Origin of the sequence: Vibrio neptunius (assembly GCF_000967495.1) — a bacterium.
GTDB lineage: Bacteria > Pseudomonadota > Gammaproteobacteria > Enterobacterales > Vibrionaceae > Vibrio > Vibrio neptunius.
In genome coordinates, this window is record NZ_JXXU01000021.1 from 74,114 (window position 1) to 89,941 (window position 15,828).

A 15,828-nucleotide genomic window follows, 5' to 3' on the forward strand; every position below is an offset into this window, starting at 1 on the left:
ACCTCGTCACACCAAGTACCACCTATCAATTGCTCTCGCTTTAGTGTGGAGGCATTATCTCGACCATAGCGCCAAACGCGGCACGCCGTCATCTATCTCGTAACAGAAAATACACCACCATCACAGCTTAGCCCATCCGCTCAGCCTAGATTTACGCTAATGTGAGCGGCTATTGCCATTTGCTAGGATTTAAGACTCGCAACACGTCATCGACCAAACGTTTTCGGCTCGATTGCGGATAGTCAACGGGCGAAAATGGCATGGCCACTTGATCGTATATCGAGACCCACTGAAGCCAATCGCATCGCTCTTGTTCAGTGTATGTGTTTTTTTGACCATTGTTCGTTATACGAGTCAGCGCCGCCACGGCGACTTGTTTTTCAATCAGTTTGACCATACTAGATGGTTGACGCACGCAAACCCCAAAAGTTCCTTGCAGGTGATGCTGCCAAGTGGAGGCTGCCATTGTCTGCAAGGTGTCCGAATCGTTCATCGCCTCTGCAAAGACTGTCCTAAAACCGACATTTGCGCTCGCCGTCTCTGCAAACGTCAACAAAAACTGACCACGAAGTTGGTCGGAAAGGTTGGGAATATTTTCATAATCTGGGAACTGCCGCCTATGGCGGTGATACCAGTCAATGACACACGGGGAAAAATACTCATCGCTGACGCAGCCGTGTGCTGAATGTTGGCCAAACACTTGCGTATACACTGAGCCCTTTTCTACTTTATATGACCATGATGGGATCATACCGGATGCGATAAGCTGGGTGAGCATTTCTGCGCGGACACTGAGCCTCTCCGCCAGCTCACTGCGGCGAAGATAATGAGTGTTCAAATAGTCTTGTAAGGGGAGAGATTTCAAAGGCTTTATCCTGATTGTCGCCGCGTCGCCACCAGCGATGCGAGCGTGGTTGTACGGGCCAACTTGTACCGCCCGTTAGATCATCTTCGGCTCAGTATATCTATACAGCAAGACTTTACTTCGATGAGCATCGAACCGTGGATGTCTGTCCCCGTACTCTCAGGCTAAGCACGGGGACATTAGCCTCACTGATTGATTCAATAACGCTTATGATTTAGAACATAGTTCAACGCCCGATAGGATCGATGTACACCTTTTCACCGCACTTTCCTTGCCTAAATTTCCCCGGCTCGGCCATATGAAGCAACGCGGCCAGTTCGGTCTGCTTTTCAACCTCCAGCGGCAGAGCGATTTGAAGTTCTGTTAAATAAGAACGCTTGGCGTGAGAGCGGCACTGAAGCCTTAACTGCTGATCGGTGTTTTGGCCAAACGCCGTTTGCCATGCGACTCTAAGATCTTTGACCGCCACCTCTTCACCAATGTGAGTTCGCACGAAGCGGGCAAACGACGACGTATTCACCTGTTCAAGCAACGCCATAGACTGGTTGTAGTAGCCATCAGCATCCCAAACCGTCTGACAAGTACCATGGTTGTGCCACTCATGTCGTTGTAGACACGAACCGTATTTTGCGCTTGGCATCGCTTGACCCAGTCGGCGACGAACGTCTTTTGACAACTCAACAGGCGGGTAATCACAGAATGTCGGCGTATTCGGGTTCTTCTCGGGTTTACCTTGAACGTCGCCACAATAGCCATACCAAGGGCGTTTATTCTGCCCATTACATTTTGGGTGATTAGGCCACAGGCCATGAATAACAAAATTGCTAGCAAAATTAACGCTTTCATCGCGCACTTCGCATTCCGGTTTCTGCTTAGGATCGTAATTGGAGACGGTCTGGCAAAAACCCGGCTGCCAAGACACTGCAAACACATACGAAGTCGCTTTCCCTGGAGTGCGACAAAAGGTGCTAAGAGCATCTTGTTCCTGAGGCTTGCGTGCTTGATAGGTCGCCTCACCGCAGGAGGCATTGACCCAACGTAGTTCAGGCTCAGCACCTGGAACCGTGATCCGTACCCAAGACAGAACTGGAGAATCAATCACCTCGTTGATCTGATAATGACGCTGGGCTTGGGTCATCCACTGACCAGGATTAGTCTGTTTGTTTTTACTTTGGTAGGCTGGGCAAGATTGGTTGGCTACAAAGGTACCGCTTGCCAGTTGGGGAGCGCCCGTCACTACCGGAGCCCACAATACACTCATCAGCAAGGCAATCAAAAGCCTGCAATACTGTACAAACCCTTTGTTAAAACGAATCATATTCTTTTTCCTTTGACGTTGACTATCGGTGATGGATTGACCGCTTTATAGTAATGCATACAAGCGTATAGGTTCGGAACCTTTGTAGGTTGTTCTGCTATGAGTTCTCGTTCCCAAACTGCTTTGGGTGGCAGTCATCATGGTCTAACGGATCTAACTTGAGGCCAATCAACTTGTTTAAATTACGTGCTCTATTTTATATCTTTAACTAACTGATACTTTGCTGTTCCTCCAATTACGCTAGAATAACATCTGTCGCAAAGCCAATTAGGTAGGTAGATGATAAATAATGAGATCTTGCTCTACCCCATCTTGAATACAATAACTTGGACTAACATTGGTTAGCAGCCCACCACACTTTTTCACAATATGCTGAGAAACCGACTTTCCTTGCAGACAATAAATTTCCACTATTCGTATGACATATTGTTCCTTAAGTCGGGCTCAATACACAAACAGGTAATATTGCGCCCTTGGGCTTCGTGAGAGTCCAATTAAGATAGGGAGTAGGTGTGTTGATAAAGAGATCAGGATCTAACTTTGCGTAAGGCAAGAGCTTAAACCTCGTGGTCGGATGAGCCTTATTATTAAGATATAAAATCTATATTTATCAGTATATTAGATTAAACTCCCAAACCCTCCCACTATCGTGGGAACGGTTGCATTATCCACCATTGCCCCCCTATAATCGCGCCCTCCAAATGTTACGACTTTGTAAATGGTAATTTTTATTTTGTAATAATTTTCTTACTTGTATTCATTTATTGGATATACAGAGACGGAACTCCCCTTGCGGGCTAGACCAATGACATTTGGTACTCCCTATTTATCTCACAAATTAATAATAAGAGAGAGACTATGAAAAAACCTACTCTGGCGTTAGCCGTTTCGCTTGGGCTAGGCGCCGCCATCACAACGTCCTCGGTGCAAGCTTCTGGCCTTCATGGCGCATGCTATGACTACGCCTCCAAAACTAGCAGTACTTCCACGTCCGTTGACTACCAAGCCGCTTCGACCACTTTGGTTCGTAGCTTAGTAGGCCTCGCACTTGGTAGTTCATCTGATCTGTCGGCTCTTGCCACCTTGTATCCCATCTTGTATTTCACCATTACCAGCGGCATCGCCGAAAAAAATGTGACTGGCGCTGACCCCGAGTTGGTGGCGTGTCTCGCCCAGTTTGAATCACGCTTATCGAGTTTGGAAGTCGACCAATTGACCGACGACATGTACGCTTTAGAAACCATTATCCATGACGTGCAGCGCAATGTCTCATCTGGGTTGGACTACTACCAATTTGAGGCCGCAGAGCGCTACGCGGATTTAGCCAATGAATTGGCGTACAAGATCCAAGATCGCTTTGCCGATATGGAGAACGGGCAAGGCTCTATCGCTGTATTTGATACGCTGGCCAACACTACCATCCCTGGGTTTGTTGCGGCCATGCAAATGGCGTTTTTGCATCGTGCAGAGTTCGACCACTATTGTCAAAACCTCTCAGAACCACCTTATTGGAATGGATTGGACAACGATGCGCTACCGTCGTATGCAACTCTATTCGATGTCTATGACTACAACATCGATATCGAATCGGTTCTGACTCGTCCAATCTCAGCAAAGACCTACGATTACAACTGCAGTCTTGGCTACGGCACCTTTTTTGATTTCATGAATGTAAAACAAGGCTTGTGGAGCGAAACCCTACGGCAAATCGGCCTAAACATAGTCGCCAATGGCCGTAACGCCAATTTGATCACCGTCAACGTCGACCTAACTAACTCTAAGCTCATGGACTACCGAGCTTCGTTCATCGGCCAGTGCAGCGGGAATACCTACACCGATGAGTACAGCGGTTACACCAGTTATCAGAGCTCGCTGTGTACTACTTGGCAAGAGAATCGCGTGGCTCAGGTGTACAACGAATCCCTGGTGGATCCAAACTCCAAGATCACAGACGTCAAAGCGACACTCTACGACTTGGCTCATGTGATTGATGCGTGGGATCTAACCAATCTCATCAAAACACGTAATGAACACCTTAACTCAACGGGATCCATTGACTTTCATAACGCATTACGCCTAAGACACACCGAGCGCAATCGCTGTATGAACGCCGCCGGACAAGTATCGGCTTACTGCAAAACCAACGCCAACCACTTTATTTTTGAACCTTACAGCGATGGTTACTCCATTATGCGGGGCGAAGACGCGCGTTACCTCAAAGACAAAGGAGAAGTAGACACGGGGTTTGTAATCCGCTCTGTACGGGGCACCGATTCTACGTGGTATTTAGATGGACCAAATACACTTGGTGTTTATCAGATCCGCAACAAGCATACCCAATTGTGCTTGCAGGCTGATGATAGCGATGCGGTAATGACGACCAATTGTTCTTTGGACACCTATGTTTGGAACATCGATGGTAGTCATGTACCCACCGATGACCGCTTAGTGCGATTCAAAAATGTTCAAACTCAGACTTGTCTCAGCGAAGCGTGCAGTGCCAACGCGTATGAATTTGTGCTGACCGAACTGGCTGATGGCTACGAGATCCAGCGCTGGACGGACGCCGCATACCTCAAACATCAAAGCAGTGGGATAGTCTTTTCCAGCACCACCTACTACTATAATGATGCGCCACGCGCTGGGGGCACGATTTCCATCAACGGAGACAGCGTGTGGTATATCCTCGATACGAATGGGGATGGCTATTTTGCCCTGCGTAATAAATCGACAGGACAATGCATGATGTCGGGTACCAGCGTCCAAGCGTGTGGCAATGATGTAGCGGCTGAAGTATGGGCTCTCGAATACCAAACCCCACCAGTAGGACAAAACCTCGCGCTTGAGGACGATGGTCGTTGTTTAGCGAAAAAATACAACGTCGCCGGTTCACCCGATGGCTACGCAGTGGGAATGTGCAGCCTGTCGAAACAGCACTTATCGTTGGAAAGCTACAACGACGGGTATCTGCTTATGGACACTGGCAATCGAACTTACTTAGCGGACGAAGGAGCCAATGAGTATGATTTTGCTGCCATGGCTACCGTTAGTACAGCCAATGACAACGCTACCTGGGATTTCTTGGGACCTTACAATAACGACAAGTTCCAGATCCGAAATCGCAGTACCGGAAAGTGTCTCAAATCCATGCAAGCCAACCAGTGGAATTCGTACCGCGCGGTAGTGATCAATTGCAATGATGAAAGCAGTAAAGCTTGGACCTTTTCAACCAATTGATTCTATGTAACTACATTTAAGGCGCGATCTCGCGCCTTTTTTCGATATGGTTTACCAGTGAAAAATACGCGTTTGTATCACTAAGAGAACACACTGATTAGTTGATTGCATTGTGTTTTTCACCTTTTATTTTCAAAGTACCCTCAATTTCCTAATAAGAGCGACCAACACAATACGAAGCTGACGCATCATCAAAATGCCGCGGGTTGCGATTCCAACTTGAAATATGTGTGCTGCCTATTTGGATAAATCTATCCACTGTCCCTGAGTAAGTTGACCTAAATTCTGTGGATTCAGCTTAAACACTGAATTGGGTGTTCCTGCTGCTGCCCAGATTTCGGAGTACTGATTTAGGTCTTGGTCTAAAATGGTGTGGACTGATGAATTGTGAGCGACGGGCGGTACTCCGCCTATAGCGTAACCCACTTTGTCACGTACAAAAGAAGCGTCGGCTTTGGTAAGAGTTATCCCCGTCGCTTGTTTGACTTTGTCAGCACAAACCATGTTAGAGCCAGAGGCAACAACGAGCACAGGCTCACCTGTTTCACCATGCTTAAAGATCAACGACTTGGCTATTTGGGAAACTGTACACCCGATAGATTCAGCAGCATCCGATGCTGTACGTGTAGAATTAGGCATCTCCTGCACGACAAAATCTTGGCCGTTTTGAGATAAAAATTCTTGTACTTTCATTGACGAAGACTTCAGTTCCTTTGACATATACTCTCCTTAGTTTCGCTGACTGGACGATAAACATACCGCACTATTGAAGGGTGAGCAACGCAAGACCAATACCGCGCACACCATCTTAAACGTTAAAACGAATGGGTAAAAAAATGCTATGCATTGCATTTTTCTCTTGACGAATTTGTTAGCCATATTGACTGAAGTCTACCGATTCCTTCAATAAGTTTGTTAGAGGTAAAAACAACGGCTCAGGGAGTTGGTCCGGCTCAAACCATTGCCACTGCTTACATTTATCCGGCTCCATAACCTCAGGCTCTCCACTAGAACAAGAAGCTACCACGAACAATGTTACGTAGTGCTTACCTTCTTTTTCGAAAACATCATTGGTGAAACCTAATTTGGTAAACGAGTCGACAGATAAACCTGTTTCTTCGAGTGTTTCACGCTTTGCGCACTCTTCAATACTTTCACCCAGCTCAAGATGCCCGCCGGGTGTCGCCCATGTATGAGCGCCGTGAGAACCAATACGCTCCCCGAGTAAAACACGTCCTTCCCTCAGAATGACCGCAGCGACACCTACTCGTACTTCCTTATTCAAACTTTACTCCTTTTTGAAAACCTTTTATTCAATGTCACTAAGTAACAAATCCTAGACATCCACCCTCGTATTAGTCACCACATGTGGTAGATGTCTGTTTTAGTCGCAGAATGTGAACGACCGCGAAAACAAACGACAATTTAGCGAAGAAGATAGCGATGTTAAGTTGATTCTCTTCACCAAGTGACAGTGTGAACACGGTAGAAACCTTACACCAATCCTCCATATGCTGCATATTATGTTGGAAAAGGCGAACTGATTGCTTGTGTTATGCTACCTTGTCGCCATTGGGTGATTGGGGTTTAATTGAAGAAGATCCCATAGGTTTCCATACAAATCTTCGAATACAGCGACCGTTCCATAGTCTTGTTCAGCTGGCTCTCGAACAAACTTAATACCTATCGCTTTCATACGTTCAAAGTCACGCCAGAAATCATCAGTATTGAGGAACAGAAAGACTCGACCGCCGGTTTGATTACCAATGAAGTCATGTTGCTCTGGTTTAGAGGCTTTAGCCAATAACAAGGTAACACCATGAGAGTTTGGTGGTGCGACCACCACCCAACGTTTGTCTTGTTCAGGCTGATAAGTGTCTTCAATAAGCTCAAATTTGAGCTTGTTTACGTAAAAATCAATCGCCTCATCATAGTCTTTCACCACTAAAGCGACATGGACAATATTCTGTTTCATCGTATTCCTTCATTAAAGATGTCGACCAGCAGCATACCACAAACGTAAACAACCCTGCTTAAACACTGGCTAACGTTAGGAGTACCCTGCCGAGCGTTGTAAGCTGCTCTAAATTTCATAGTAGTTCTCTAGTCTTTACACCACACGCTTCGGACACCAACACGAGAAAAACCAACCGCTTTACAATTCTTACTACTCGTGCTGTTTGGCATGACATCCGTTAAAAGCACCTTTACACCCAGAGAGATGGCATCTGAGATTCTCGCTCTCAGCAAAGCTGTTTGACAACCATTTGAACGAGAGTTCTCTTGTGTATACGCATTGGCTAATATTGCAAATTCATTGGCGATAAAGCTCGTTGCCCACGCACACGGCTCGCCATTTATTTTTGCCACATAACAACGAAAGGTATCTGTGCAGTAAAGTGAACGTTTCTTCTGCCAAATTTCATCTGAGAACTCTAGACCTGACGTTTTGAGTAAAGCTAGAAACGCATCAGCATTATCTTGTGTCCATCGTTCAACGGTTAACTCGTCAGATACTTCTGCAATCGCTACGTAGTTTACTGCTCTTAGTTCGAGAAATTCATGCTCATAAGCTGGCACGAACTCGTGGCTTGATAACCACGCCTGCAATTCATGGGTTTTGGCCTGTGGCTCGATAGAGATTTCTGGAGAAAAGCCATGCTGATACAAACTCAAATGGCTCTCTAAGCCTTCTTTAGAAACAACATCATGAACGATGATCTGGTTGTCATACTTACGTGTTTTGTCTACAAAAACTGAACACCCTTGAGACTCAGCCGTAAAAAGCTCACTTTTTAAATCTGTGGAAAGAGTTCGCTGATTATTAAATTGAAAATAAGAGCCATATACGTCTTTGACGCTGTTATCTTGCATCGTTACCTCGATATTGAATGACGTTTAACGCTCTGCTAAGGTTGAGCTATGCCTTATAAAAACACCACGCGGTGCGATTCATTCTTAAACTTGTTATGCGCGTTGTACCGAACGCACGGGTACCCAACCAATCTCTCCCGTTGACCTCGAAACACGATACCACTCATTGAGTTCATACAGCACTGACAAGCTTTCGCCAATGACGGTGTTAAGCTCAACGTTATCATAGTCTTGAAGCAAGACGCCTTCAGAGCTGTCTTGCCTCTTTTCGATATATTGAACTGGCGCCCAGCCCTGCTCTCCTTTATCACTCGTGATAAAGATCCAATTAGGAAACTCGTCGTCAATAGCTCCCAGAGAGACTTTATCTCCTTGCTTCAAGTAAAACGGATCAGGGTATTCTGATACATGCTTTTCAATGGTCACTACTTTCATGATTTCTCCATAGTCTCCTACTTTCTTATTCTGCCACTTAAACATTTCACCTTAGAATAAAAGGAGTTTACCAAACGGCCTAAAATCTTTTAATTCACTGTATTTATTATTTTTTAAAGAAGAAATAATGACAACGCGCCCACTGATAGCGCTTACTATCGTTTTTTTTCACTGACGGTTACTGTGTGCTGCAACAAAGCACACCCCAATAAAATCAGAGGAACGTTAGTGGTAACCGGATTAAAGGCCGCCATTAGACTGAAAGGGGCCACAACTGACGCGAAAACTAACAGCCCAATCAAACCAACCAGATTGAGTACTTGAATGAATGTAATCCGATAAAACAGAATAAAAGCCAGTCCAAAGATGACCTCGCCTACCCCAGCGGCTTTAATCAACATATAGGTATGCTCATCGGAAAAACCCAAGCTACCCGTCATTGTTTGCTCTAATGGTGCAATTTGTAATAGTTTTGGAAACAATCCATGGTAAATCCACGTCAGTCCAATGACATAACGAGCTGATTGGATGATATTCAGCACACTAATGCCTCCCGCAACTTACGACACTGCATTATTACGACTCCTCTTATAATTTCCATATAAAACAACCAGTAGATATACATCACCCATTCTAAACGGATGAGTTTCGCCAAAAACATACCTGATGGATTGGGTTTAATAGATCATGCCAACTGTGAACAGTCCGCTTGTAGAAACGTCTGTATTTAAAGCCAAACCAGCCCAGTGTATGGTTTCGTTGTTAGGGATTTCAGCCTACTTTCAAGCGAACCTGAGTGTATCTCCAATTTGTGACCGTCAGGGTCCAAAATGTAGAGTGACTGTCCTTCACTTTTATTCTCTTTCCATACTTCCACCCCCGATGAAACGACACGCTTCGCAAAGGTTTCAAATTGTTCAGATGCAATATCGAAAGCGATATGGGTATAGTCAGTTTTTGCGCAGGGCGCATCAAGAGAAAGACAAAACCAGAGCTCTCCTACAGATAAGTAAGCCCCCTTATCCCATTTTACATGAGCAGTGAAACCTAAAGTCTCTCTATAAAACTTAAGAGAGGACTCCAAATCACTCACTGCAATCGTGATATGATTTAATCCTAAAATCACCGCTTCCTCCATAAAACCCAACGATGGAATGAAAAGTGCCAAGCGTTACGAATCTCTGTTGTGCGGTTTGCTGAAGGACACCTTCACCAAGCCTATTGTTCATTTGCATGGTCTAGCTTCATCAACTTTAATCCAGATAATTTCCCTGCTCTTATAAATCGACGAAGAACTTCTGACTTACATATAAATCCACAGTATTCATCTGAGCCTTGCTCCCAAAGCACCACTTGATAACCTCTCTCTTGCAACCAACGATCATAAACCACTAATAAACTCCATACAGATGCACCTTCGACTGAGACATTAATATGAAATTTATCTTCTATGCTATAAGTCTTCGTCATCGCGTTAGCTTGGGCTTCTACCTCGTCAGTATCACACCAATCAATGCGGAACATTAACCAGTATTTACTCTCGTCAACTTCCCCAAGAGTCGACAAAAGCTTTTCATCAAAATGCTCACTCTTGCTTTGCTCAAAGAAGTCCAACACTTTAGCTTTATCATCATCAGGCAAAGGCGAAATAATTGCGGAAAGAAGCCATTTCTTTTCCTTTAATATATAACTCCCAGCCAGCGTCAATAACACTACTATGGCAATGAATAATTTCGCTATAAAAACCATTTAGACTCCCAAAAGGTGAAATTGGCCCTTTCATCTAACAGCTAAATCACACCATAAATTCAGGACACACACCAAAAGAGCTTGCCGCACGTAAACCTAAAAAATCGTGATCGCTGCCTGCATGAGAAAGGTGTTGGTGATCTTAAACTCGATGCCAAGTGATGGTGTAATATAAGATAAGAATTTCGCTAAAACTTACTATAAACACCGTACTCGGAGGTTAGATCCGCCAGTACCTTATTAGCATTACAGTTCCCACCCAGATTTATAGGTTCTAGCACTCAGCAAACTACAGAGTTCATCCATTACTTTCATAGATTTTTCAAGCCTAGGCTTCCTCTCATCCGAAAGGACATCATTGACCCAATGACGATTATGAACATATAGGTTGTACGGATTGATAATACACTTGAAGTCAATACTCAATGACGTCGAGAGCGCAGAATCGGCCATGTAACTATGAGGTAGGCCCGCTGAGGTGACAAAGGTCACTACTTTATCGAATAGTGCACCAGTTAGGCTACCGTCAGGAGGTGTCGACCCAACATATTCAATGTACTTCTTTAATTCGGAACAACATCCCCAATTATAGATAGGGCTGCATAACACAATACCATTCGCCTCAGACGTCAGTTTATGTAACGCTTTATATTGTTCGGTCTGATATATTTTGTCGTTGTCAAAATTTGGTACATCAAATTCGGCCAAATCAACAAATTTAACCTGTCTACCCAACGACTGTAGCTCATCAATACAGAGCTTAGCGATTTGACGACTTCGACTATTTGGGTCCAAGCTCGAACTGACTACCAAAATGTACATGTTCTCTCCTATCGAATACTAACGTCCTGCTAAGCGGCTAGTGACGCCAACCATCATATCGCGTAACTTTCTCCTGACAGCACAGAAATTCTTCCTAAATCTTGGCTTGGAAAATCAGGATCTACATACACATACATACGAGTTATTCTTTCTCCTTCAAATTCAAATACACTACAAAAACGACCAGTGGAAACATTGTTATCTGGCCAAGAAGTGCCATCGCTCATTACACCACCTTCCTGTCCTTCAACTATTACCTTGTTTCCAGCGGTTGTTATTTGAAAACCATCTATGTCGTGCCAAATACTGCTCAACGAGCTACCAATTCTATTGCCGAACTCAACTAAAGCGCCCTTGCCTTTTGCTTGTCCAAATTTAGGAAAGAAAAAATCGACATCCTCTGAAAAAAGATCCAGATAACTAGGATCACCGGCATCTACTTTCTTGAAATACTTAACTACTAGTTCAACTAACTCATCTTTGTTCATAATTGTTCCTATGTACGTCCTATCTTTACCCATCGCCCAGCCAAGCGGCTAGCAACATAACACAAAACGTATTCAGACCACTGTAAATACAAGCCAAACTTTGACGTACATTCGTCGAACGATAGCAGTTCATTTTTAGCCACTTAATTAGCGTTTGTACATAGTGATGCTTAAATTAAATATTAAGAGACGGTGTTATGTGGGATATCAAAGGCGCCCCAATTAACTATCGACGCCATAATTTATTGTTAGACACGTTCTAAAGGCTTGACTCGTAATACTTAACCATTTCATCTTGGCCTATCGCGTTACTTTCTAAGTTTTGTTGGTCTTTAAATATTTGCGCTAAAGAAGGAAGAATTGAGCGATTTACTTTATAGTCATCAGACCAAAGCTTTCCTCTCATCACTGCTTTAGCACAGTGAAAATACATACTTTCTATCACTATTTTGATAACAACCTTAGGAGGCTTACTCCCATCAGGACAAACCGATAACAAGTTGGAGTCAGTATGAATACTCGCTGTTCCTTTGATACGAACAACTTCATCAATTCCATTGACCATCAACAACAGCCCTACTTTCGGGTTACTGATAATATTTTTAAGGCCATCAATTCGATTATTCCCCGAGCTATCGGGAAGTAATACCGTTGATTCATCTAAAACTTTAATGAAGCCAGGCTCTCCTCCCTTTGGGGAGAGGTCAACATAGCCTTGTGAATCAGTAGTACTTAGAACCGAGAAATGGCAATTATTTATTAGCCTAATGGCATGAACATCCAGAGTAGATAGAACTTTATTTTTAGCCCTCGCACTTGGCTCTGCGTAAATTTCTTTTAATTGCTCTATCGTTTTAATTTCACTCATTCTATTTTGTTCTTCCATAAAGGTATAACGCATGTAATAAGGTGACCGAGCTAAACTGACAAAGCACACCGGACTTCATACCCAAACTGCCGAGTGTAACGGGTCACCTTGTTTGCTTATTATGAGCCGTTTTCTACCTGATAGTCGACTACTAGCCCGACATTTTCTATCGGTGTTGGCAAAATATCATCCAGTGTATTAATTACTCCGTCTCTTCCATATGACCGAATATGATAGTGATTTTCATCAATAACAACATAGTAATACTGTGTCTCTCCGGACATACTGACTTGTGCTGCATCGTTTAGAAATACCAAGCTGTCTTGTGGTAAAGTGTTTTGTAAGACTTCTAATGATTCTGGGTATACACCATTTTGAACTTTGTATAATTCAATAGCTTGTACTGCACTTGTCAATTGTACTTTCACTAACTCAGAGCGAAGATCATCGTACACTCCTCCTTGTTGTACAAAGCCCAAGTACGCAAGCGTCCCATACAAGATAAAAGTAAAACTAATACCACAAAGGCCCACTAATTTCAGTTTTGTACTTTTTGCGTTGAAACCCCAGATAATGGCGACAATTCCAAATACAACGCCAATCAAAGGAATGAACGACATCCCACCAATTACAAATCCAAGACAACCCGGTCCTTTTTGTTTCTCTCTGTTTTCCAATGTTCAATATCCTAAGTAGCACTTTAAGGCTTACAGCGCCCTGCTCTTACGAATCACCTCATAATTTCTATATAAAACAATGAGTAGATGCGCAATGTTCAGATTCTACAGCCAAGCTTTTGAGAATCAATGCCTCTACATCCACCAAATTAAATTCAGGACACACACCAAAAGATTTCTGTATGGATAATTTCCCTATCCAATTGTTATGTTCAATTCAGTTTAAATGATTCAACAAAATCCTTGATCCTAGTATCTGACCCTTCAACGAAAATATCTCCATCAGAAGGCTTGTTAACAAAAATGTATGCTGCTCTATTTCCTGCTTCGACATAATACGCTAAATGAGTAATAGTAAGCTCAGGTCTATCTTGCATAACAGATTTTGTTGCTGGAATTTTTTGTTTAAAAGCTAGTTGCTTAGTTTTGAAACCACTAATTGTTATACTTTCAACATTTGTTGGCTCTACTGGCGTACCGTAAAAAGACTCAAGTTGTTGATAGTAAGCACCCCGAACAATCTCTTCTAAGTTTTCTTCTGTTTCTACACCACTAAACACAAACACCTTATAGACCTCCATTGGAGCAGCTGTAGAGGTAAAAACCACTTGGTTTTCTCTATAACTATACTGTTCCTGAACTTCCATATACCGATTGGCGTAAGCATCAGATTTAAATGGCATTGATACAGAAAAACTCTCATCTTTTGCAGTATAAATGTCATCCTCGATCTGCCCCTGAGTACTTGCACAGCCACAGAGCACAATTACTGCGCAAAGCGCTAACCACTTTATGAATGTAGATTTCATGATTTCTCCTCATGCAAAACAACGCTGCGCTAAGCAGCCGAAAACATGTGACTGCACTTTTGCGAAGCAACAATGCCGCGTATTTGAGTCAGTTTGATCGTGTTGCGATGCGCTTACCAAACCTTACGCTAGTAAGCCATAAATAGCAGAATCTGATACAACACCATTAACTTCCCAACGCTGCCTCAGATAGCCTTCTTTTACAAACCCTAGTCGCTCCAATGCTTTACTTGAAGATATATTATCTGGATCTATCTCAGCTTCAATTCTACGTAAATGTAGAATATTAAATGCGTGGTCGACTAGTGCATTACCGGCCTCAAGTACAATACCTTGGCCCCAGAACTTACGGCTTATACCGAAACCTATTTCGGCACGTTTTGATTCTTTGTGATAGTTAAATAACATTATCTTACCTAGAAGCTCTCCCGTGTCCTTTAGGTAAATGCCTAACGTTACTTCTATATTTCTATTCATTGCTTCTGTGCTACTGGCTATAAATGACCTAGCCTCATCAATAGAACTCCAAGGTTCAGTGTTCCAATATTTCATGACCTCATGGTCTGAGAAGATATCAAACAGTTCTTTTGCGTCACCTTCAGTTAAAGCCCTTAGTATTAGTCGCTCTGTTTCAATTTTTGTTATTAACATTCAGAGATAATCCTCAAATTTATTTTACTAATCACCTCATAATTTCTATGTAAAACAATGAGTAGATGCGCAATGTTCAAATTCTACAGCCAAACTTTTGAGAATCAATGGCTCTACATCCACAAAAAAGACTTAAATCTCTGATATTTGAAACCTGTACTGTACTGAATTGCTCTGACCCCATGTGTACTGCAATTGGACGAGCTCTCGAATAAAATTCAAATTAAATTCATAAATTCAGGACACACACCAAAAGCCTGTATTTAAGGCTACTTATGAACGATTACTTGCGGTAGGGAAACCTAAAAAAGTAGCGATAGTTGCCTGCATGAGAAAGATGGTTGTGACGCTCAATTCAATGCTAAGAGACGGCGCAATGTGGGATAAAGATTGCGTCAAAAATCAACTATTGACGCCATAGTCTCTTGTTATGTTTGGCGTTAAAAGGATAGACGTAACTCTATTTCACGCCCTTCAACTAAGTGACCTGTTGATACAAAACCACAACTTTCGTAGAAGCCTTGAGGGCTACCTGAACCTGTAACAACACTTGTGTATAGAGTCGATATTCCGAACTCATTAACCAATGCTGATTTCAACAAATCGATAGCGATACGCCCGAACCCCTTTGACTGTTGAGACTTATCAAGCATGAACCGCCAAAGTTCAAACTTACCTGAAACTGTGTCTGCGTTTACTAAAACAAAGCCAATTGGATTATTGTCAGAGTAGATACCTTTGAACCAAGGAAAGCTCATAAAGTTTGCTTCAGCCAATGAAATAGCATTGCTATCAACATGATTTAGCTGATTTTGAGCTACCTGTAACTGGCAAATCTCATAGAAGTTCGTTTTGTCTATACTTCTTAACTCGATGCTCATACTACCAATTTCCTACAAAAACATAACGCCCGCTTAAGTGGTGAGCAACGCAATACGGTGTTTCCGTATACCACCTTAATCACTAAAATCAACGCATAGTAAAAATGCCACGCGTTGCGAATCCGTCTTGAAGCGTTTGATACTCATTGAGCCT

At 43.1% G+C, this 15,828-nt stretch carries 18 protein-coding genes and 1 pseudogene; 2 read left to right on the top strand and 17 right to left on the bottom strand.

The features are described from left to right. Positions 1 to 169: 169 nt before the first annotated feature. Together TW84_RS08300 and TW84_RS08305 are read right to left on the bottom strand one after the other, a co-directional pair. Positions 170 to 865: a DUF6058 family natural product biosynthesis protein gene (locus TW84_RS08300; protein WP_045975191.1), complete on the bottom strand. Its 696-nt coding sequence runs from the start codon at positions 863 to 865 to the stop codon at positions 170 to 172. A gap of 226 nt (positions 866 to 1,091) precedes the next feature. Further along, on the bottom strand, positions 1,092 to 2,183 hold the full coding sequence (locus tag TW84_RS08305) for a ribonuclease T2 family protein (RefSeq protein WP_045975192.1): 1,092 nt from the start codon (positions 2,181 to 2,183) through the stop codon (positions 1,092 to 1,094). Between the two features lie 858 nt (positions 2,184 to 3,041). Here TW84_RS08305 and TW84_RS08310 point away from each other — a divergent pair. After that, positions 3,042 to 5,420, top strand: coding sequence for an RICIN domain-containing protein (locus TW84_RS08310; protein ID WP_045975193.1), 2,379 nt, complete (start codon positions 3,042 to 3,044; stop codon positions 5,418 to 5,420). Positions 5,421 to 5,657: 237 nt separating this feature from the next. Here TW84_RS08310 and TW84_RS08315 read toward each other — a convergent pair whose 3' ends face one another. From TW84_RS08315 to TW84_RS08380, 14 genes are all read right to left on the bottom strand, one after another. Beyond that, a complete protein-coding gene (locus TW84_RS08315) occupies positions 5,658 to 6,140 on the bottom strand; it encodes a YbaK/EbsC family protein (protein WP_045975194.1) in 483 nt (160 codons plus the stop codon). A gap of 151 nt (positions 6,141 to 6,291) precedes the next feature. After that, entirely contained in the window at positions 6,292 to 6,705 is a 414-nt protein-coding gene (locus TW84_RS08320) for a nucleotide triphosphate diphosphatase NUDT15 (protein ID WP_045975195.1), read from the bottom strand. A gap of 273 nt (positions 6,706 to 6,978) precedes the next feature. Next, positions 6,979 to 7,395 carry a VOC family protein gene (locus TW84_RS08325; protein ID WP_045975196.1) on the bottom strand — a complete coding sequence of 139 codons (417 nt, stop codon included), beginning with the start codon at positions 7,393 to 7,395 and terminating at the stop codon, positions 6,979 to 6,981. Positions 7,396 to 7,523: 128 nt separating this feature from the next. Beyond that, a complete protein-coding gene (locus tag TW84_RS08330; protein ID WP_045975197.1) occupies positions 7,524 to 8,294 on the bottom strand; it encodes a GNAT family N-acetyltransferase in 771 nt (256 codons plus the stop codon). Between the two features lie 93 nt (positions 8,295 to 8,387). Continuing rightward, on the bottom strand, positions 8,388 to 8,729 hold the full coding sequence (locus tag TW84_RS08335; RefSeq protein ID WP_045975213.1) for an SH3 domain-containing protein: 342 nt from the start codon (positions 8,727 to 8,729) through the stop codon (positions 8,388 to 8,390). 155 nt (positions 8,730 to 8,884) lie between these two features. Continuing rightward, on the bottom strand, positions 8,885 to 9,271 hold the full coding sequence (locus TW84_RS08340; RefSeq protein ID WP_240478156.1) for a DoxX-like family protein: 387 nt from the start codon (positions 9,269 to 9,271) through the stop codon (positions 8,885 to 8,887). Between the two features lie 185 nt (positions 9,272 to 9,456). Next, entirely contained in the window at positions 9,457 to 9,855 is a 399-nt protein-coding gene (gene fos / locus TW84_RS08345) for a FosG/FosC2-related fosfomycin resistance glutathione transferase (RefSeq protein ID WP_045975198.1), read from the bottom strand. A 92-nt stretch (positions 9,856 to 9,947) separates the two neighbouring features. Then, positions 9,948 to 10,478 carry a DUF6630 family protein gene (locus TW84_RS08350; RefSeq protein WP_045975199.1) on the bottom strand — a complete coding sequence of 177 codons (531 nt, stop codon included), beginning with the start codon at positions 10,476 to 10,478 and terminating at the stop codon, positions 9,948 to 9,950. Positions 10,479 to 10,724: 246 nt separating this feature from the next. Further along, complete coding sequence (locus TW84_RS08355) at positions 10,725 to 11,300, bottom strand: NADPH-dependent FMN reductase (protein WP_045975200.1); 576 nt, start codon at positions 11,298 to 11,300, stop codon at positions 10,725 to 10,727. 53 nt (positions 11,301 to 11,353) lie between these two features. Further along, positions 11,354 to 11,788, bottom strand: coding sequence for a nuclear transport factor 2 family protein (locus tag TW84_RS08360; protein WP_045975201.1), 435 nt, complete (start codon positions 11,786 to 11,788; stop codon positions 11,354 to 11,356). A 259-nt stretch (positions 11,789 to 12,047) separates the two neighbouring features. Further along, on the bottom strand, positions 12,048 to 12,656 hold the full coding sequence (locus tag TW84_RS08365; RefSeq protein ID WP_045975202.1) for a pyridoxamine 5'-phosphate oxidase family protein: 609 nt from the start codon (positions 12,654 to 12,656) through the stop codon (positions 12,048 to 12,050). Positions 12,657 to 12,775: 119 nt separating this feature from the next. Further along, a complete protein-coding gene (locus tag TW84_RS08370; RefSeq protein WP_045975203.1) occupies positions 12,776 to 13,333 on the bottom strand; it encodes a hypothetical protein in 558 nt (185 codons plus the stop codon). Between the two features lie 212 nt (positions 13,334 to 13,545). After that, a complete protein-coding gene (locus TW84_RS08375; protein ID WP_045975204.1) occupies positions 13,546 to 14,142 on the bottom strand; it encodes a hypothetical protein in 597 nt (198 codons plus the stop codon). 123 nt (positions 14,143 to 14,265) lie between these two features. Next, positions 14,266 to 14,793: a GNAT family N-acetyltransferase gene (locus tag TW84_RS08380; protein WP_045975205.1), complete on the bottom strand. Its 528-nt coding sequence runs from the start codon at positions 14,791 to 14,793 to the stop codon at positions 14,266 to 14,268. 256 nt (positions 14,794 to 15,049) lie between these two features. Here TW84_RS08380 and TW84_RS24340 point away from each other — a divergent pair. Continuing rightward, a pseudogene (locus TW84_RS24340) lies at positions 15,050 to 15,214 on the top strand (IS110 family transposase); the annotation flags it as partial. A gap of 19 nt (positions 15,215 to 15,233) precedes the next feature. Here TW84_RS24340 and TW84_RS08385 read toward each other — a convergent pair. Continuing rightward, positions 15,234 to 15,674 carry a GNAT family N-acetyltransferase gene (locus TW84_RS08385; protein ID WP_045975206.1) on the bottom strand — a complete coding sequence of 147 codons (441 nt, stop codon included), beginning with the start codon at positions 15,672 to 15,674 and terminating at the stop codon, positions 15,234 to 15,236. Between the last annotated feature and the right edge of the window lie 154 nt (positions 15,675 to 15,828).